Source organism: Pseudoalteromonas sp. MMG007, from assembly GCF_018100985.1.
In the GTDB taxonomy this organism is placed as follows: Bacteria; Pseudomonadota; Gammaproteobacteria; order Enterobacterales; family Alteromonadaceae; genus Pseudoalteromonas.
The window spans coordinates 56,473-73,611 of record NZ_JAGJEI010000013.1; the positions used below are offsets into that span (position 1 = coordinate 56,473).

Below are 17,139 nucleotides of genomic sequence, written 5' to 3' on the forward strand. Positions count from 1 at the left end.
AAATAAGCCATTACAGCCTTAGCCCTGCCATATGCAGGGCTTTTTACTACCTCAGTTTTAAACGTAGATGTAGTTTTTATATTTACCTTAACTTAATCATCATTCACCTCATACGCATACTCTCTAAATCATTTAACCTTAATGTTTCTTTAATAAATAAAACATAATGGTTGTTTACATTTAACAGGCTGTAATTAAGTTTTATAATTTTATTTTAAAAGGAAGAATATCCATGGATTTAATAAGAAAGGTTATTAGCTCAGTTGTTATAATTGGTTCTTTTGGTTTTGCAAATGATGTTCTAGCTGCAAGATCATGTTCTGTTATTGTTGATGATATTCAACTAAATCATCCTCAGGTAATTGTAAAGACAACTAATAGTATTACTCACATGGCTAATGACAAGTTAACTTTAGCTTACCAAGACACTCAATTTGGCCAGATCTTAGAAAAGCTTGTTGAAGCAAAAGGTTTAGAAACGCCTGTAAAAATTTATATACTTGAGGAGTTTAATGGTGATGATGCGCGCAGTTGTAGTGATAGCATTACTGACTATATAGGATCAGTTCATCGCATCTAATGGTCTAAATTGTTTGTAGCCCCATATTTGTAGCCCCATATTAGTATAGGGCTACAATTGAATATACTACTGACACTTTATAGTTGCATAAAGTTGATAGCATTGGTTTTTACTACCGGTGCTTTTCATTGTCCATAATTGGTTATACCAATCGAAGTTACCATAAGCGCTTTCATCTTCCCCACAAGTAATTGTACTTCCAGAGATTTCTTGGTTATGACCACGTTCTTCACAAAATTGATTTCCATTTGTAGAGCCTACGAAAAATGGCTTTAAGTTACCATTTATCCACACTTTTGGGCTGTAATAGGTTGTGGCAGTATTAACTAAGACGCCTTGTCGTTCTTCTATACCAACTTCAGCACGGGCAAAGGTTACCTGTTCATCTTTATTTAGTGTCATTTCGTTTGCTGAAATTGTTGTGTTTGCAAATACATTAATCGATATTGAACTTAAAGCAAGTAGAGCGAAAGTGAATGTTTTCATTATTTTTCCTTTGGTTAATATAAAATTTAATAAATGTCTGTATTTAATGTTCCTACTAAGCTTGGTCAGTTTAGGTTTCAACAGGGTGACGCTTTTATTAATGTTTAATTTATCTACTTTTTGTTACATGCCCTTACAGTATGAAAAATTTTTAAGTTCTGTTTTATTCACTAGTTTTAGCCGTCTAGCAGTGTTAGTTTGTTAACTTGAAAATTGAATCTCACGCAATGAATTTAATTTTTAATGTATTAAGGCATCTTTTATGAACAAAACAGTGGATAAAGCAATGAAAAAAGTAGGATTAGTCGGTTGGCGTGGCATGGTAGGCTCTGTGTTATTAGAACGTATGCAGCAGCAAAGTGATTTTGCAAACATCGACACCACCTTTTTCACTACCTCACAAGCAGGGCAACTCGGCCCTGATATTGCGGGCGACGCAAAACCGTTATTAGATGCAAGTGATGTTAATGAACTTGCTAAAATGGATATTATTGTTACCTGTCAAGGTGGTGATTACACCAAAGCGGTTTACCCAAAATTACGTGAGTCAGGTTGGGATGGTTATTGGATTGATGCGGCATCTGCACTGCGTATGGTTGATGACAGCATTATTGTTCTTGACCCTGTAAACAAAGATGTCATTGAACAAGGTTTAGCGCAAGGCGTTAAAACCTTTGTAGGCGGTAACTGTACCGTATCGTTAATGTTACTTGCTTTAGGTGGCTTGTTTGAGCAAGACCTAATTGAATGGGTAAGCCCAATGACTTACCAAGCAGCCTCGGGTGCGGGCGCACGTAATATGAAAGAGCTTATTGCACAAATGGGCGCTATTCACTCAAGCGTTGCCGAGCAACTAGATAACCCAAGTTCAGCTATTTTAGAAATTGATAAAATAGTGAGCGAAAAAATGGCTTCAAGCGATTTACCACAAGACCAATTTGGCGTGCCGCTTGCTGGCAGCTTAATTCCGTGGATTGACGTACCTATGCCAAGTGGCCAGTCTAAAGAAGAGTGGAAAGCCCAGGTTGAAGCGAACAAAATTTTAGGATCTTCTAAACAACCGGTACCCATTGATGGTTTATGCGTACGCATTGGTGCTATGCGCTGTCACAGCCAAGCGATGACCATTAAATTACGTGAAGACATTAGCGTAGAAAAAATTGAAGAAATACTAGCCTCACATAACGAATGGGTTAAGGTGATTCCAAATGAGCGCGATATCAGTGCTACTGACTTAACCCCAGTTAAAGTAACAGGTACGCTAAGTATTCCTATTGGTCGTATTCGTAAACTCGCTATGGGCCCTAAATACATTAGCGCATTTACTGTGGGCGATCAGCTGTTATGGGGCGCTGCTGAACCACTTCGCCGTATGCTTCGCATTATTGTAGACGGTGAATAACGCCTAAATTAATACTCTTATTTAAAGCCAGCACCTTTGCTGGCTTTTTTAATGGCGTGCATAACATCATATCTAGAACACATTGTTATTGTATTCGTCATTTTATTAATTATTGCACTTCGTCTGACCTATTCTTATTCCCTGATAAGCTGTTATTTAAGTGGTATAGCTTTTGCTCTGTTAGCTTTAACTTATATTTTTACTCATTAACGGCTAACTGTAGGTAGTTATTACACGCATATTAGTAATATTTTACTTATATAAGGATATTACATGTCTTTCACTTTTAAACACTCGCGTAATAAATGGTTTTCAACGGCAATTGTCACTCTACTGATACTTATTACCGCGCGAATAGCTGCGCCTTATGTTGTGCAATATTATGTTAACGAGCAAATTAAAAACACTGAAGGAATAACAGGGCACGTAGGGGATGTTGATCTACATTTATATCGCGGCGCTTACGCAATTGATAATGTAGAAATTTACGCCACCAATGCAACCTCTGCACCTAAGCCTTTATTAGCAATACAGACACTTGATTTTTCACTTGCGTGGTCAGCTTTATTCAAAGGTAACCTTGTGACGAATATGGCTTTTAAAAGTCCTGAAATAGTTATTTATGACAAAGAGCCAAGCACTCAAGAGCAAAACCAGCAGATAAAAGATGAAACAACATGGGTAGGTTTGGCTAATAACTTAGTTCTTTTTTCAATTGACACATTAAGTATCGAAAATGGCAAAGTTACGTTAGTTAATTCAACACAAAGCGGCACTAAGCCTACGTATATATCTGATATTAATGCTTACATTAGAAATATAACAAATGCACAAAATCTTTCTAAAACGCTTGTTACTAGCTTAAATGTAAGAGGTAAATTAATGGGAGAGGCTGCGCTTTCACTCAATGGAAAGCTTGACCCTTTTAGTAAAAAAGCGAATTTTGATTTTAATGCTGAGGTTCAGCGTTTTTCAGTTAAAAACCTTGAAACCGTATTCCAGGTTTATACCCCATTTGATATAGAAGCAGGTGGCATAGATGGCGCTATGGAGTTAGCAGCTAGCAATAATAAACTTGAGGGTTATGTTAAAGCGGGGGTTCAGAACCTTAGTGTATTTTCATGGCGGGAAGACATTGAAAAAGACGACGATGGTTTATTTACCGCAATTTTTGAAGGCAGTATTGATTTACTCAGCTCAATTCTTGAAAACGATGATTCTAAGCTAGTTGCTGTAAGAGTGCCTATAGAAGGCGAATTGGATAATACAGATATTTCTACTTTCCAGGCCGTTGTATCTGTTTTAAAAAATGCTTTTTTTGATGCGTTTAACATGCAAGTAGATAATGTCATTACGTTTGAAGATGCAAAACAAGAGTAGCAAGTTAAGTACAGTCAGAGTTTATGCTTGTTACTGATAGGGTTTACTGCAAAACTATTATTAAACATGTTGCTATTGTTTGGCGCTTTTACCCTAACATAAAAGCGCCTTTTAACTTATTTGTTATTTTTTTCTATCAGGGTTTTTAGTTCAGCAATTTGCGTTTGTAGTGCATTTACTTGCCCTTGAGTTGCAGGTAGTGAATTATTATCTGCAAGCTCTTCTCGCGCATTGCGATGCTCTTCCCCCATAACCTCTAAAATAGCGCCCACCATCATATTTAAAAACACAAACGCAGTTAAAAATATAAACGTAAGGTAAAAAATCCAGCTCAGCTCGTAAACTGCCATGGTCTCGTACATTATGTCGGTCCAATCTTCAAAGGTTGCTATTCTAAATAGCGTAAGCATTGAAATTGACACATCTTTCCAAAGCACGGGGTTAATATCGGCAAACATCATGCTGCCCATGGCTGCGTAAATATAAAATATTACAAACATTAGCAGGGCTATATAGCCCATTTGCGGAATAGCTTTTAGCAAGGAATTAACTAATAAACGCAGCTCGGGGATCATAGAGACTAAACGCAGCACCCTAAATATACGCAGTAACCTTGCAAGCAATACAGCCGAACCAGCTGCAGGGTACAAGCTACCTAGTACAATTATGGTGTCGAATATATTCCACCCCTTCGAGAAAAAGTCTTTTATTCCTTTACTTGCTATAAAGCGAATAATTAACTCAACTAAAAAGAATGCGGTGATCCCTACATCCATCCAGTTAAGGGCAAATTCTACAGTTGGGTGAAGTGAGTAAGTGTGAGCACCGACGGTAAGGGCAGAAACAACAATAACAGCAATAACAAACGATTGAAATATCTTGCTTTTGTCTATACGCTGAAACAACTTTTGTAACTGCGACATCATAATTATGAATCCTATGCAAAGTAAGGTTTTATGGCGCTAATATACAATATTATTGTTGGTGTGTTTATCTTTCGTTATTAAATTTACATTAGATGTTTGCTATTTAATCACGCTATTCGTTATTTATATTATAACTTGCTTTAAATAGAACAAATTTGATAATCGAAGGTCTTATTTCTTGATACATAAAATACTTTAAACAATAACAGTGTAAGGAATTTCAATGCTAATTAGCACGTTTACTAAAAGTGCATTAATAGTTTTAGGGCTATCACTCCTTGGCGGCTGTAGCTCTGATGCGCGTTTTCACGAAATACAATCGGCACGCCTTGATGAATGTAATTACAAAGCCGATAAAGAGTATTATGAATGCCTTGAAAACCAAGATAAAAACTTTGAAGAATATAAAAAGCAACAAAGCGAGCAAACTAAGTAAACCATGACCAAAACACAAAAACTCCGCGATAAACAAATTAGGCAAGCACTTACCACCGCATGCGAAAACATTAAACACTCATACCCAGGCTTTGCTTACTTAACCCATACAATTGATTTTAAAAACGAAACAAAGTCATTAAAAGTGAAGTGTTATTTTGAAGATGACATGGCATACCACGAGAGCGAAACTCACTTTACTCAGATCATTGATATCATTACAGCAGCGCTTGGCAAAATAAACTTACCTATAGCGGCTAAGCAAATAGTGTTTTTAGTTGATTAACATTGGTTTGCCTTACTATGGGCGCTATAATTGCTAAAACTATTTTTAGGATGTAAACGATGGCTGTTCCTACGCGTTCGCAAATTACACCAGGCACAACAGTAAATATTGTATTAAAAGAAGATCAACGTAGTAACACTTTAACCGAGGGTGTGGTTGAGCGGTTATTAACTAAATCACCCAATCACCCTCATGGCATAAAAGTACGCCTAGAAGACGGTCAAGTTGGCCGAGTAAAAGAGATTTTATAATGGCAGCATTAACAGAGCAGGCCTTTTGGGATTTAGTAACCGCACCTGACTTAGGGCTTGACCCACAAAGTGTAAGCGAGAATTTAAAAGCTAAACTAAGTGATTTAACTGACGAGCAGCTTATTGCCTTTGACAAATTTTTTGGTATTAACATGCGCAAATGTTTTACCTGGGATTTATTTGGCGCGGCATTTGTAATGGCGGGCTGTAACGACGAATATGGCTTTAGTGAATTTAGATGCTGGCTTATCTCTCGCGGACAAACAGTATTTAACAATGCTTTAACTAATGCCGACTCATTAGCACAGTGTTCACCGGTATATTATTTAAACGAGCAACCTTATCCTTATATTGATGAATACGATTTAATTGCGGGTTTACTCTACGAAGAGCGTAACGACGATGAGCTGCCGTTTGTTCCATCAGGTGAGCAACCAGCGGGTAAGCGCTTTAAAGACAAATCAAAATTTTTAAAGCAAAGCTACCCACAGTTATTTCAAAAATATTGGCAGTAAACTCCACTTTACTGTTTTACTAAAATCGGTTTATTTAGTGCTTAGATAAACCGATTTGTTTTATTCCTCGTAAAACATAAGCGTACTACGTTGCAATACTATATAGCGCTACTTATCTTCTTTTAGATTAAATCTCTGTTATAGTTATAAAAGTTATACCATTAGCTTAATTAAATGATGTATTTTTAAGCTGGAAAAACGTGTTGATAGCTAGGCAAAACTTGCTATTTGGTTGTTCTATACGCTATTTATTATCACGAGGATACACTCACTCAATGAAAACCTTACTACTTGCTTTAGTTTCTCTTACTTTTATTAGCGCCTCTGTTTTTGCTACGCCAAGTAATAAGAGCCGTTTTATTCCTTTATTAAAAACAAAGCTAGGCAATTATAAGGTGGTTTCAGCAAGCTCTTCGCTTTGTGTTGATAGTCAATTGAGTTTAATAAACCCTGTGTATCCCGATGCGGGTTTTAAATTAGGTTCGCAAATAGCATTCGAAAGCCTGCATAACGGCACACGTACAACTAAAAAACCTGACTTTTGCTTTGTAACCAGTTCGTTTAAGTACAAAAGTGATGGTGTAGATAACAGCCTAAGAATGAGTCGCTGTGTTGATCCTGTTAACGAAAAAACCATTAGGCAAAGTATAGAATTTGTTGGCAATACCACCGTTAAATACACCCTTGACGATCCTCAAGTACAATGCACTTTTGAAAAGCAAGCCGATTAAACACAGCGTTTAATTTACAAAGGCAATAGTGCGCTTATTCATAACAGTAAATTTTAGGAATATCGTGCCAGCGAGTCGTGTACTGGGGCGATAAATAATCGCGGTTCATGTGCCAGCGGTTGTTTAATTTACTGCTAGCAAGGCTTAGCATGCCTTTTCCGTACCGGTTATTTATTGTATCTAGGCACTGCATTAATTTTGGGTTATCGGCACTTTGGTTAAATAAATCGCTTTGCTGATACTGCACCGAGGTAAGCTCTAAAGCGCCTACGCCACACTTATAAAACCGAACCCCTGGCTGATAAATAGTATTAAACACCTCAGAGACTGCATTTGCCATTACACAGGTATCGTTAGTGGGGGTTGCAAACTTATACATAAACGACTTTTTACAATAGCGGTCTTCGTGTTTACCGCTTGCGGCAAATATATAAAGTTGTTTTGTTAGTGAGCGCTGCGCCCGTAATTTACTGGCAACCGTAGTAACATGGTTCATAAGGGCGGTTTTTAATGCGCTAGGCTCGTATATTCGCTCACCAAAACTACGAGTAGAATAAATTTCTCGTTTATCTTGGCGTACATCGTCCCAGGTTAAACACGCTACACCGTTAAGCTCACTTACTGTACGTTCTACAACCACACTAAACGCACGGCGCATTGTTTTTGGGCTTTGCTGTGCAAGCTCCCACGCTGTGTTTATGTTCATTATTTTAAGCTTTTTAGCTAGGCGCTTGCCTATACCCCATACATCTTCGCAGCTCATTCTTTGTAAAATCGCTTGGCGGCTTTGCTCGTTATCTATAACGGCTACACCATCAAACCCGCTTAGCTTTTTAGCTGCGTGGTTAGCCGCTTTGGCAAGGGTAGGCGTTGGGCCAAAACCTACGCCTACGGGGAGTTTTGCTTCTCGCCATACGGTGCGCCTTATTACATGGCCGTATTCGTGCCAATTTTTAATCACTGGCGTGTAGCCATTAAAGTGTAAAAACGACTCATCAATACTGTATATGTATTGTGTGTCGCAAAAGCGGCCAATTATGTTCATCATTTTGGCGCTTAAATCGGCATACAGCTCGTAATTGCTTGAGCGTACAACCACGTTGTTTTGCTCAAGCAAATGCTTAACTTTAAAGTAAGGGCCAAATTTAGGTATGTTTAACTGCCTAGCAATAGGGCACACAGCACATACACAGCCATCGTTATTAGTAAGTACAACAACAGGTTTGGATCGAATGGAAGGGTCGAATACTTTTTCGGCACTTGCATAAAATGAAACCGCATCCACTAAGGCGTACATTTTAAAAGCTCTGGAGTGTGCCTATGCATGCGTACAGAAAGTGTTACTACGCCCTCTAACTGAAACTCATCGGCTGGGGTGAGTTGTACCGGCTTATGTAAGGGCGATGCCGACAGCAGCCTTGCATTGGTTTTATCAAGTAACTTACAAACAAACAGGCCATTTAAATTGGCAACAATAACATCGCCATTATCGGCTTGCTCTGCACGGTCTACTACAAGTAGGTCGCCTTCAAAAATACCGACCTCTTGCATAGAGTTACCCGATGCAATGCCAATAAATGTGGCATCTGGGTGTTTTATTAATAGCTCATCAAGAGAAACACCTAGCTCGGTATATTGCGCCGCGGGCGATTCAAACCCACACACACCGGCTTCTATATAAACGGGAATAACAAACATAACACAACCTAAAACGCATATACTGTATAAGTGTACAGTATATGCGTTTTGTATGAGTTATGCCAAGAAATGAAAGACGATCAATCCATGTTTTTGATCATTTGTTGTGCCGTATTTAAAAAGTCTTTGATTTGCTGAGGGTTTAAATTTTTGCACATTTGATCATTTATTTGCTGCTCAGACGCTAATAACTTATCAAACAATGTATTGCCTTGCTCAGTGAGCGACAAAATAAAACAACGTTTGTCGTGCTCGCTTGCTTGCTTATTAATAAGGTTTAACGCAATAAGATCTTTAACTAACCGTGCTATTTGTGCTTTATCGCGCTGTGTTTTAGTCACTATATCGTTAGCTGTGCAGTTACTTGTACCGGCAATTATATGTATACAGCGTACGTGCATAGCGTTAATACCAAGCTCTCCTGCGTTAATGGCCTCGCGGATTGTTACACGGTAATTTTGCATGAGCTCAAACAAGGTATTTGATAAAGGCGTGTTCATAGGGGTCTCAATATGGTTGACAATGTCAATTAGTTTGCTATGGTTGATTTTATCAACCAATGGGGCGTTGTGCAATGCTTGCTGTAAAAAGCAGTTAACTATTTTGTTACAAGAGGTGATTTTAAATGGGTAAACAAGTTCGCAAAGCCAAAGTATTAAGCACAGAGCAAATTACACCGCACTTACAGCGCATTGTTGTAGGCTCAGACGATTTTGCAGATATAACCTGTGCGTACATTGGTAATTATGTAAAAGTACTTATTCCACAAAATGGCGTTGCCGATTTAAATTTAAAAACGGCATGCATGCGCTCATACACAATACAGCATGTAAATGAGCAAAGCGGCGCACTAACGCTTGATTTTGTAATTAATATGCATCAAGGCCCAGCAACTGATTGGGCTAAAACTGCACAAGTAGGAGATGAGCTAGGTATAGCAGGCCCAGGCCCTAAAAAGCTCGATAACTACCAGCATTCACATTATGTATTACTTGGCGATTTAACATCGGTAAATGCTATTAAAGGCTATGTAAAAGCGCTCCCTGTATTTTCAAAAGTTGATGCGTTTATACATGCCCCAACAGAGCAAGACATTATTGATTTAGACACCACACGCAACATTAATTGGATAATTACCAATAACGCCAATAAAACAATGCTTAATGCAATTAAAGCTATTGAGCTAACAGAGCAGCCACCTATTGTGTTTATGGCGCTAGAGGCCGATTTAGTACGTAAAGCTAAAGCCGTGTTTAGTGAGCACTTTAACATACCGCGCTGTAATATAGTGTCATCAGGTTATTGGAAAAAAGGCGTTGATTCTGAAGGTTATAAAAAGCAGCGCCAACAAAATGCTGAACTTGCTTGAATACCTTAGAGCAAAATAACATATACTTATTTTGCTTTTATGCTTACCCTTAACTTGAATTGATTTAATAGCAGTCCCACTTAAGTGTTTTATGCTGATAATGAACCCATTATTAGTATGCATTTTTAGGAGCTGCTATTTTGTTATCTTCCATTCCTTTTTCGTTATTAGAGCTTGCCCCCATGATCAAAGGGGAAAGCGTTTCTCATACGCTCAATAAAACTACCAAATACGCCCAGCGCGCCGACCAGTTAGGCTTTAACCGCTTTTGGCTGGCCGAGCACCATAATATGCCCGGTATAATTTGTGCTGCTACTTCAATATTAGTAGGGCATATTGCAGGTAAAACTCAGTGTATTCGTGTTGGCTCTGGCGGAATAATGCTACCAAACCATTCACCATTAGTTGTGGCTGAGCAATTTGGTACACTTGAAAGCTTATACCCCGGGCGAATAGATTTAGGCCTTGGCCGCGCACCCGGTAGTGACCCAGTTACCAGCCGTGCACTTAATAACGATATGAGCCGAGCTGAAAACTTTCCTAGTGAAGTAACAGAGCTACAAACATTATTAGGGCCATACAACGGTACTCACCCAATACGTGCTATTCCGGGGGAGGGTACAAACGTACCACTTTGGCTATTAGGCTCAAGTTTATTTAGTGCCCAGTTGGCCGCGCAAAAAGGACTACCTTATGTATTTGCAGGGCACTTTGCACCGCGTTTTGTACATGATGCAATAGCACTGTATAAACGTGAATTTAAAGCCTCAAACGTACTCGATAAACCCTATGTAATGCTTGCTTTACCGCTGGTGGCAGCAGAAACTGACGAAGAAGCGCAATACCTATCTACCACCTCAAAGCAACGGGTACTTGAACTAATACGTGGTAAAGAGCTGTGGTTAAAGCCACCGGTAGATACCATGGAAGGTTTATGGAGCGAACAAGAGCGCGCCCATGTAGAAAACTTTTTAAGCTTAAGCGTGGTAGGCGGGCACGTAAGTATAAAACACAAGCTAGAAATGATAGCTAAAGAGCTTGAAGTGGATGAGTTTATATTTACAAACGACGTATACGATAGTGAAAAACGCCACCGCGCACTAGAGATTTTAATGGAAATAAAACATTAATTGGTTATTTAGTTAAGCAAGCGTACACCCAAGGCTTGTTAGTATGCAGACATCATCAAAAGTTAGTTGTTTTATACCTATTTTATTAACTTTTAGTGGTGTCTCTATTAAGTTGTTTTCGGTATTTAAATAGTTAGTGTGAAGTGTTGTGCCAATTTTTAGCGGCAACTTTTGCATTTAATACCGTTCTGTTTTTTCAATCAAACTGATTTAAACAATCAATTTTAAGATATCACTTTAATTTTTTATAATGACCGTATAAACAAAAACATCATTAAATTAAAGGCAGGTACACCGTGAATTCTCTAAACACCCCATCAGCTAATTCAGTTACTAAACCAGCGCAGCCAAAAGTTGCTCTGATTGCTGAAGGTGGCGGACAACGAGGGATATTCACAGCTGGTGTACTTGATGCGTGGTTAGAGCAAAACTACGACCCATTTGACTTATTTATTGGCACCTCCGCTGGCTCGCAAAATTTAACTAGCTACTTAGCTCGCCAAAAAGGTTACGCTAAGCGCTTAATTAGAGGGCTTTCGCGCAATAAACGTTTTTTTCAACTAGGTCGCGGCTTAATGGGTAAACACATAGTAGATTTAGACTGGTACTTTGATAAAACCACTGAGGTAAACAGAGTACTCGACTTTAAAACAGCTAAAACTAGTTTAGGCGATCGTGAGCTTTTAATAACCGCGACTAACGCACGCGACAGAAAAGCCTATTACTTATCACCTACCGGTGAAGGCAAACAATGGCGCGATCTGTTAAAAGCATCAAGCGCATTACCGTTTTTATACAAACAAGGCGTTAAACTAACACCGTGGTTAGATACAAAAGCGGCAAACGAAGCACACTTAGCGGCAGAGCAAAGCGAAGAAGACTTTTACCTCGACGGCGGTTTAGCTGCACCATTACCTGTACGCGAAGCATATAACCGTGGCGCACGTAAGATTGTGGTTATAAGAACGGTAGACGCACACTTTCAGGCGCAATCTGCGTGGGTGCAAAAATTAAGAACATTTGCATGTGCATCTGGTTACTGCCCTAAAACACTCGACTACTTAATTCAGCATGAGCAAGCGTATTTAGATGAGCTTAACTTTATTGCTAACCCACCAAGTGATGTAGAGATTATACAAATTTTTGCAGACGAAAAGCTGCACAGTAAATTATTAGGCAGTTCAAACAACGATTTACGTTTTGATCATAAGCTAGGTGTAAAAGCGGGCAGAGAGTATTTAAAAAGCCAAAACGCACGTATCGTAGATTACGCACACAGCTACGCAATGTAGCTGTGTAATAACGCTTCCGCAAAACTAAAGCTACGTTTTTTTTAAACTTATCGATGGCTTTTTATTGCTAATGGCTGCCCCTAATAAAATAAGCGCCAAAGCGATAAATACAGACCAACTAAATGGGGCTTGCGAGGCGAATATTAAAATAAAAGTAGAAAGTACCGGCGTTAAAAAACTTAACGAGGCAAGCACCGAACGGTTACCAAACTTTAAACCGTAATCCCATAAATAAAATGCACCGCCTACTGGGCCTAATCCTAATAAAATAGCGCCTAGCCATTGTGAAACAGATAAATTTATTACGGTTGTTTCAAAATAAAAATGTGCACAAAGGGCAAGCACGGCCACAATAAACGAAAGCCAGCCTATATCATCTATGTGGCTGTTAAATTGCGACATTAAATAAGAATAACTCGACCACAGTACTGCGCAGCAACCTGCAAAAAAATACCCTAAGTAATACTCACTATTTATTGATAGCCCACTGCCATCGGTAATTAAACTAAGTGTGCCTAAAAACCCCAATAAGCCACCCAATATAGCTTTAAATTTACTCCCAGGCGTTGCAACAAATACACCTAATAATAATGGCCAAAGGTACACAATTAAGCTTACTTCTATTAAAGGGCCGTATTTTAAAGCCATAAAATAACAAAAATGAAAACCAAATAAGCCTGTAACACCTATTATAATCTGTTTTCTAGAAAGCGTTGGCGGTGTTAATAGTGGCTGTTTTGTTGCTAAGCGTTTAACTAATAAAATAATAAAAGAGATTGCAAAGCATATAAAAAGTAACTGAAAAGCAGGTAACGCTTTGGTTAAATTACCTAGTAATGCTAAAAGCCCCCACGAAAATATTGCTAAAAAGCCTATGTTTGTTGCCATTAATTACACTCCGTATATACGATTTACTGAGTGTATCAATATGAATCTATAAAAATGTGCTAAAAAGACGGTGTTATTGTTTGCTCTGGCGCAATTTAATCTAAACGCTGCTTGAGATAAATTTATTATTTAATCTGAATTCTGGTTAAGAGATTTAAAAACACTATAAATAATAACGATATTTAAGCCTGTTTCTCTCTAGCTAGAAATTTTTGGTGAAAACAAGGCGAATTTCCTTGCAATAGCTGGTCTATTGCAAGGAAATTCAACGCAGTTAGCGCTAAAAATAGCTGCTTGAGATAGATTTATTATCCAGAACTCAGGTTATTTAGTGTTCAGGTAATCTATATTACAGCTTTGCAAACGCCTTAGGTGGCTGTCCAAAATATAAATTAAACCGGCGGCTAAAAGCAGAGGCATCGTTATAACCAATTCGTTCACCAACTAAAGCAATAGGCAAGTCTGAATGGATTAAAAGGGCGTGAGCATGTTGCATTCGTAACATGGTTAAATATTGCAACGCACTCATAGTGGTACTTTTTTTAAACACAGTTTTAAACTGCGTTACGCTTAAACACGCTATATCGGCTAATTCTTTTAACGTGTACGGGTAAGCTAAATTTTGTTTAACAGTGGTTATTACAGTATCTATTCGCTTATCAATATTGCTATGGTTCACTTGCTCACAAAGTAATAAGTAAAATAAATCAAAGGTTGAATGAGTAAGCGCATCATCACTCACCACTAGCATTTGCTGCTCTATAAACTGTAAATAACTTAATAAGCGGTTATCTATTGAGATTTTAGGGCAAAAAAGATTAATAAGGTTATCAGGGAGCGCATCTAAATCTGCAACAATAAAGCGGGCTGCTTCATCGGCCGTAAAAGCATGAACTACGTTTTGCTCTATCACTATGCAACTGCCGGTACTTACCGTTGTTTTAAACTCATCATTTAATGTTATGTGTATTTCGCCATGTAAGGGTAAAACCAGTTGGTGGTAATTATGCTGGTGGCGCTTTATATCTTGCGAATAATACCGAATTGAAAGCTTATTAATTGCATACTCCATTACCAAATACATAAACAGCGCGTAGGCTTAAGTGCTTCACGTAAAACATGAGCTAAATTAAACCTAAGTAGATGACAGTAAAATACTGGTTTCGCTATTTAAAATACCATCTATTTCGCGCACTTGCCTCAGTACGCCATCAAAGTCACTTAAGTTTCCCGCTTGTATTTCTGCTACTAAATCCCAAGCGCCATTGGTGGTATGTAACTTAGTAAGCTCGGGTATGCCGCGCATGGTTTTTATAACTTGCGAGGTCGATTTACCTACTACTTCCACCATCATAATCGCTCTTACGGCTTCGGTTTCTATGTGTTCGTGCACCCGTACAGTAAAACCTAATATAGCACCCGATGAAACTAATCGGTCTAAACGGTTTTGTACTGTTCCGCGCGATACATTTAATACATCTGCCAATGCCGAAATAGAAGCACGGCCGTCTTTTCTTAATTCGGCTATTAACGCGTTATCTAATGAGTCGTAAATATAAGGGGTCATAAAACGCCTTGGGTTATGTGTTTATTACAAATTACTAAATTTGTAATTTATTGCATAGCAAATTGCTAAAAAATACTATTGTTTGTATAAAGTATTAGCATTTTAACTGACATCTGTAGTCGATAAACTTATTTCAATTAGTTCATATTGTTATTACAGAGGTAGTCATGAGTCACTTTATAGCACAGCCAAAACAAGGCGTTCCATTTGTAAGCGTACAAACAATGGCCAAGCTTATAAATAAAGTAGGAATAGAAAACGTTTTACTTAAACTTACGCAAAGGTTAAAACACGACTTTGCTCGCTGGCACGAATTTGACAAATCACCGCGCTATGCAGCGCATTCTCCTGATGGCGTAATAGAGCTTATGCCCGTAAGCGATGGCAAAATGTTTAGCTGTAAATACGTAAATGGCCATCCAAAAAATACCTTTAAAGAGCTTCAAACGGTAGCGGCTTTTGGTATTTTGTCGGATGTTGATAGCGGCTATCCGGTGATGATCAGCGAAATGTGCCTATTAACAGCATTACGCACAGCAGCAACCTCGGCACTGGTTGCACAGTATTTAGCACCTAAAAACTCAACAACACTTACATTAATTGGTAATGGTGCTCAGTCTGAGTTTCAAGCGTTAGCTTTTAAAGCGGTATTAGGCATTACTCATATTCGTTTATACGATATTGACAAAAACGCGTCGAAAAAAGCATTTAACAATTTAAGTAACTGTGGCCTAAACGTGACTATTTGTAATAGCGCAAAAGAGGCCGTACAAGGCGCGCACATTATTACCACCTGCACAGCCGATAAAAAAAATGCCACTATTTTAACCAGTGATATGATCCCGCTGGGTGTGCATTTAAATGCAATAGGTGGCGATTGCCCAGGAAAAACAGAGCTTGACGCAACATTACTAGAGCGTGCTAACGTGTTTGTAGAGTACGAACCGCAAACCAGAGTAGAGGGCGAAATACAACAAATGAGCGAAAGCTTTGCGGTTACAGAGTTTCATAAAGTAATTAATAAACAATCGCTTGGGCGTACCAGCCTAGATGAGTTAACTATATTTGATGGCGTAGGCTTTGCAAGCGAAGACTTTACTGCCCTTGTTTTTATAAAAGACGAGTTAGTTGCCTCAGGGGAATTTGAATTACTCGATTTAATAACACAACAAGCCGACCCGCGTAACTTGTTTTCGGTGCTTAATACAGAGCAAAGTAATAAATCAGTAGGCCAAGAGCAAGTAGCATGAGCATAATTAGTCAAGCTCCAACAGCTGTGGTTATGGTGCGTCCGCATCATTTTACGTCTAACCCGCAAACCATGTTAGACAACACATTTCAAAGTACCTGTCATTCACAAAATCAAAGCCAGCTCGCCTTTGATGAAGTAACTAATGCAGTTAAATTACTGCAAAACGAAGGCGTAACGGTTCACCTTTTTGAAGACGAGCACACACATACGCCCGACTCAGTGTTTCCTAATAACTGGTTTTCTACTCACAACAGTGGCGAACTAGTTATGTACCCAATGTACGCAGAAAACAGAAGGCTAGAATATCGTAAAGATATTATTGATTTTTTGACTAATCACTATAAAGTGTTGTCTGTGACTGATTATTCATTTTTAGCGAAAGAAAATGCATTTTTAGAAGGCACCGGATCACTTGTTATTGACCACCAACATAAGCTTGCTTATGCAGTAGAGTCTAAGCGCACTACTAAAACAGTGGTTAATACCGTGTGCGAGCAATTAAAGCTAAAACCTGTTGTATTTAACGCCTACGATGAGCAAGGTACTGCGGTTTATCATACTAATGTATTGATGTGTGTAGCCACAGAGTTTGCCATGATCAGCTTATGTATGGTGCCAAATAGTCAGCACAAACAATTAACTAGCCATTTTATACAAAGCCATTTAGAAGTAATAAACTTATCTAATGCGCAAATAAGTAGCTTTTGCGGTAACGCAATAGAGCTACAAGGTGAAAATGGCCGTATTTTAGCACTCTCACAAACGGCGTTTAATGCATTTACAACCGAGCAAAAAGCAGCAATACAAAAAACAGCTAAACTTGTTCCGTTACCTATACCAACCATAGAGTCGGCGGGTGGTTCGGTTAGATGCATGATAGCAGGCATTCACTTGCAAAGTAAATAACCTATCGCTAAGCCCACATTATAAGGCAGTAAAGCTGCCTTTATC

General features: G+C 38.6%; 22 protein-coding genes. 13 read left to right on the forward strand and 9 right to left on the reverse strand.

All coding sequences use genetic code 11. The annotated features are described in order from the left end of the window. Nucleotides 1–232: 232 nt before the first annotated feature. Nucleotides 233–580, forward strand: a complete 348-nt coding sequence (locus tag J8L71_RS14455; protein WP_211001150.1) for a hypothetical protein — start codon at nucleotides 233–235, stop codon at nucleotides 578–580. 66 nt (nucleotides 581–646) lie between these two features. Here the strand turns inward: J8L71_RS14455 and J8L71_RS14460 are convergent, their stop codons facing one another. Further along, nucleotides 647–1,066: a hypothetical protein gene (locus J8L71_RS14460; RefSeq protein WP_211001151.1), complete on the reverse strand. Its 420-nt coding sequence runs from the start codon at nucleotides 1,064–1,066 to the stop codon at nucleotides 647–649. A gap of 262 nt (nucleotides 1,067–1,328) precedes the next feature. Between J8L71_RS14460 and asd the strand changes: the two genes are divergently transcribed. Both asd and J8L71_RS14470 read left to right on the forward strand, forming a co-directional pair. Continuing rightward, entirely contained in the window at nucleotides 1,329–2,468 is a 1,140-nt protein-coding gene (gene asd, locus J8L71_RS14465; RefSeq protein WP_211001152.1) for an aspartate-semialdehyde dehydrogenase, read from the forward strand. 273 nt (nucleotides 2,469–2,741) lie between these two features. Continuing rightward, on the forward strand, nucleotides 2,742–3,848 hold the full coding sequence (locus J8L71_RS14470) for a DUF748 domain-containing protein (protein ID WP_211001153.1): 1,107 nt from the start codon (nucleotides 2,742–2,744) through the stop codon (nucleotides 3,846–3,848). A gap of 116 nt (nucleotides 3,849–3,964) precedes the next feature. On the opposite strand, the gene J8L71_RS14475 is transcribed toward J8L71_RS14470, so the two are convergent. Then, nucleotides 3,965–4,774: an ion transporter gene (locus J8L71_RS14475; protein WP_211001154.1), complete on the reverse strand. Its 810-nt coding sequence runs from the start codon at nucleotides 4,772–4,774 to the stop codon at nucleotides 3,965–3,967. Nucleotides 4,775–4,997: 223 nt separating this feature from the next. On the opposite strand from J8L71_RS14475, the gene J8L71_RS14480 reads away from it, so the two are divergent. The 5 genes from J8L71_RS14480 to J8L71_RS14500 all read left to right on the forward strand — a co-directional run bounded on the left by J8L71_RS14480 (nucleotide 4,998) and on the right by J8L71_RS14500 (nucleotide 6,992). Beyond that, nucleotides 4,998–5,210, forward strand: coding sequence for a hypothetical protein (locus J8L71_RS14480; RefSeq protein WP_058550336.1), 213 nt, complete (start codon nucleotides 4,998–5,000; stop codon nucleotides 5,208–5,210). Between the two features lie 3 nt (nucleotides 5,211–5,213). Further along, the gene (locus J8L71_RS14485; protein WP_211001155.1) at nucleotides 5,214–5,495 is read left to right on the forward strand and encodes a hypothetical protein; all 282 of its coding nucleotides are present in this window, start codon (nucleotides 5,214–5,216) and stop codon (nucleotides 5,493–5,495) included. 59 nt (nucleotides 5,496–5,554) lie between these two features. Then, entirely contained in the window at nucleotides 5,555–5,746 is a 192-nt protein-coding gene (locus tag J8L71_RS14490) for a YwbE family protein (protein WP_211001156.1), read from the forward strand. Next, nucleotides 5,746–6,261: a DUF4240 domain-containing protein gene (locus tag J8L71_RS14495; protein ID WP_211001157.1), complete on the forward strand. Its 516-nt coding sequence runs from the start codon at nucleotides 5,746–5,748 to the stop codon at nucleotides 6,259–6,261. The genes J8L71_RS14490 and J8L71_RS14495 overlap by 1 nt, the downstream gene beginning before the upstream one ends. A 275-nt stretch (nucleotides 6,262–6,536) precedes the next feature. Beyond that, nucleotides 6,537–6,992: a hypothetical protein gene (locus J8L71_RS14500; protein WP_211001158.1), complete on the forward strand. Its 456-nt coding sequence runs from the start codon at nucleotides 6,537–6,539 to the stop codon at nucleotides 6,990–6,992. A gap of 34 nt (nucleotides 6,993–7,026) precedes the next feature. Here J8L71_RS14500 and J8L71_RS14505 read toward each other — a convergent pair whose 3' ends face one another. From J8L71_RS14505 to J8L71_RS14515, 3 genes are all read right to left on the reverse strand, one after another. Then, on the reverse strand, nucleotides 7,027–8,289 hold the full coding sequence (locus J8L71_RS14505) for a Y-family DNA polymerase (RefSeq protein ID WP_211001159.1): 1,263 nt from the start codon (nucleotides 8,287–8,289) through the stop codon (nucleotides 7,027–7,029). After that, the gene (locus tag J8L71_RS14510; RefSeq protein WP_138683032.1) at nucleotides 8,277–8,690 is read right to left on the reverse strand and encodes a S24 family peptidase; all 414 of its coding nucleotides are present in this window, start codon (nucleotides 8,688–8,690) and stop codon (nucleotides 8,277–8,279) included. Before J8L71_RS14510 ends, J8L71_RS14505 begins: the two co-directional genes overlap by 13 nt. Before the next feature lie 80 nt (nucleotides 8,691–8,770). Next, the gene (locus J8L71_RS14515; protein ID WP_211001160.1) at nucleotides 8,771–9,190 is read right to left on the reverse strand and encodes a MarR family winged helix-turn-helix transcriptional regulator; all 420 of its coding nucleotides are present in this window, start codon (nucleotides 9,188–9,190) and stop codon (nucleotides 8,771–8,773) included. A gap of 125 nt (nucleotides 9,191–9,315) precedes the next feature. On the opposite strand from J8L71_RS14515, the gene J8L71_RS14520 reads away from it, so the two are divergent. Next, complete coding sequence (locus tag J8L71_RS14520; protein WP_211001161.1) at nucleotides 9,316–10,059, forward strand: siderophore-interacting protein; 744 nt, start codon at nucleotides 9,316–9,318, stop codon at nucleotides 10,057–10,059. Nucleotides 10,060–10,199: 140 nt separating this feature from the next. Beyond that, the gene (locus J8L71_RS14525) at nucleotides 10,200–11,189 is read left to right on the forward strand and encodes an LLM class flavin-dependent oxidoreductase (protein ID WP_211001162.1); all 990 of its coding nucleotides are present in this window, start codon (nucleotides 10,200–10,202) and stop codon (nucleotides 11,187–11,189) included. 12 nt (nucleotides 11,190–11,201) lie between these two features. Here the strand turns inward: J8L71_RS14525 and J8L71_RS14530 are convergent, their stop codons facing one another. Beyond that, nucleotides 11,202–11,366, reverse strand: coding sequence for a hypothetical protein (locus tag J8L71_RS14530; RefSeq protein ID WP_211001163.1), 165 nt, complete (start codon nucleotides 11,364–11,366; stop codon nucleotides 11,202–11,204). A gap of 119 nt (nucleotides 11,367–11,485) precedes the next feature. Here J8L71_RS14530 and J8L71_RS14535 point away from each other — a divergent pair, with 119 nt between their 5' ends. After that, nucleotides 11,486–12,481: a patatin family protein gene (locus J8L71_RS14535; protein ID WP_089349802.1), complete on the forward strand. Its 996-nt coding sequence runs from the start codon at nucleotides 11,486–11,488 to the stop codon at nucleotides 12,479–12,481. 30 nt (nucleotides 12,482–12,511) lie between these two features. On the opposite strand, the gene J8L71_RS14540 is transcribed toward J8L71_RS14535, so the two are convergent. The 3 genes from J8L71_RS14540 to J8L71_RS14550 all read right to left on the reverse strand — a co-directional run bounded on the left by J8L71_RS14540 (nucleotide 12,512) and on the right by J8L71_RS14550 (nucleotide 14,936). Continuing rightward, the gene (locus tag J8L71_RS14540; protein ID WP_211001164.1) at nucleotides 12,512–13,369 is read right to left on the reverse strand and encodes an EamA family transporter; all 858 of its coding nucleotides are present in this window, start codon (nucleotides 13,367–13,369) and stop codon (nucleotides 12,512–12,514) included. A 349-nt stretch (nucleotides 13,370–13,718) separates the two neighbouring features. Further along, the gene (locus tag J8L71_RS14545; RefSeq protein ID WP_247655316.1) at nucleotides 13,719–14,441 is read right to left on the reverse strand and encodes an AraC family transcriptional regulator; all 723 of its coding nucleotides are present in this window, start codon (nucleotides 14,439–14,441) and stop codon (nucleotides 13,719–13,721) included. Between the two features lie 63 nt (nucleotides 14,442–14,504). Beyond that, nucleotides 14,505–14,936, reverse strand: a complete 432-nt coding sequence (locus tag J8L71_RS14550) for an Lrp/AsnC family transcriptional regulator (RefSeq protein WP_089349805.1) — start codon at nucleotides 14,934–14,936, stop codon at nucleotides 14,505–14,507. 167 nt (nucleotides 14,937–15,103) lie between these two features. Between J8L71_RS14550 and J8L71_RS14555 the strand changes: the two genes are divergently transcribed. Both J8L71_RS14555 and J8L71_RS14560 read left to right on the forward strand, forming a co-directional pair. Then, a complete protein-coding gene (locus J8L71_RS14555; RefSeq protein ID WP_211001165.1) occupies nucleotides 15,104–16,186 on the forward strand; it encodes an ornithine cyclodeaminase in 1,083 nt (360 codons plus the stop codon). Beyond that, nucleotides 16,183–17,094 carry an arginine deiminase-related protein gene (locus J8L71_RS14560; RefSeq protein ID WP_211001166.1) on the forward strand — a complete coding sequence of 304 codons (912 nt, stop codon included), beginning with the start codon at nucleotides 16,183–16,185 and terminating at the stop codon, nucleotides 17,092–17,094. Before J8L71_RS14555 ends, J8L71_RS14560 begins: the two co-directional genes overlap by 4 nt. Nucleotides 17,095–17,139: the final 45 nt, after the last annotated feature.

Bases quoted from the DNA above. Each gene is read 5' to 3' on its own strand.
- J8L71_RS14455 (WP_211001150.1), top strand. From the start codon at position 233: ATGGATTTAATAAGAAAGGTTATTAGCTCAGTTGTTATAATTGGTTCT.
- J8L71_RS14460 (WP_211001151.1), bottom strand. From the start codon at position 1,066: ATGAAAACATTCACTTTCGCTCTACTTGCTTTAAGTTCAATATCGATT.
- asd (WP_211001152.1), top strand. From the start codon at position 1,329: ATGAACAAAACAGTGGATAAAGCAATGAAAAAAGTAGGATTAGTCGGT.
- J8L71_RS14470 (WP_211001153.1), top strand. From the start codon at position 2,742: ATGTCTTTCACTTTTAAACACTCGCGTAATAAATGGTTTTCAACGGCA.
- J8L71_RS14475 (WP_211001154.1), bottom strand. From the start codon at position 4,774: ATGATGTCGCAGTTACAAAAGTTGTTTCAGCGTATAGACAAAAGCAAG.
- J8L71_RS14480 (WP_058550336.1), top strand. From the start codon at position 4,998: ATGCTAATTAGCACGTTTACTAAAAGTGCATTAATAGTTTTAGGGCTA.
- J8L71_RS14485 (WP_211001155.1), top strand. From the start codon at position 5,214: ATGACCAAAACACAAAAACTCCGCGATAAACAAATTAGGCAAGCACTT.
- J8L71_RS14490 (WP_211001156.1), top strand. From the start codon at position 5,555: ATGGCTGTTCCTACGCGTTCGCAAATTACACCAGGCACAACAGTAAAT.
- J8L71_RS14495 (WP_211001157.1), top strand. From the start codon at position 5,746: ATGGCAGCATTAACAGAGCAGGCCTTTTGGGATTTAGTAACCGCACCT.
- J8L71_RS14500 (WP_211001158.1), top strand. From the start codon at position 6,537: ATGAAAACCTTACTACTTGCTTTAGTTTCTCTTACTTTTATTAGCGCC.
- J8L71_RS14505 (WP_211001159.1), bottom strand. From the start codon at position 8,289: ATGTACGCCTTAGTGGATGCGGTTTCATTTTATGCAAGTGCCGAAAAA.
- J8L71_RS14510 (WP_138683032.1), bottom strand. From the start codon at position 8,690: ATGTTTGTTATTCCCGTTTATATAGAAGCCGGTGTGTGTGGGTTTGAA.
- J8L71_RS14515 (WP_211001160.1), bottom strand. From the start codon at position 9,190: ATGAACACGCCTTTATCAAATACCTTGTTTGAGCTCATGCAAAATTAC.
- J8L71_RS14520 (WP_211001161.1), top strand. From the start codon at position 9,316: ATGGGTAAACAAGTTCGCAAAGCCAAAGTATTAAGCACAGAGCAAATT.
- J8L71_RS14530 (WP_211001163.1), bottom strand. From the start codon at position 11,366: ATGCAAAAGTTGCCGCTAAAAATTGGCACAACACTTCACACTAACTAT.
- J8L71_RS14540 (WP_211001164.1), bottom strand. From the start codon at position 13,369: ATGGCAACAAACATAGGCTTTTTAGCAATATTTTCGTGGGGGCTTTTA.
- J8L71_RS14545 (WP_247655316.1), bottom strand. From the start codon at position 14,441: ATGGAGTATGCAATTAATAAGCTTTCAATTCGGTATTATTCGCAAGAT.
- J8L71_RS14550 (WP_089349805.1), bottom strand. From the start codon at position 14,936: ATGACCCCTTATATTTACGACTCATTAGATAACGCGTTAATAGCCGAA.
- J8L71_RS14555 (WP_211001165.1), top strand. From the start codon at position 15,104: ATGAGTCACTTTATAGCACAGCCAAAACAAGGCGTTCCATTTGTAAGC.
- J8L71_RS14560 (WP_211001166.1), top strand. From the start codon at position 16,183: ATGAGCATAATTAGTCAAGCTCCAACAGCTGTGGTTATGGTGCGTCCG.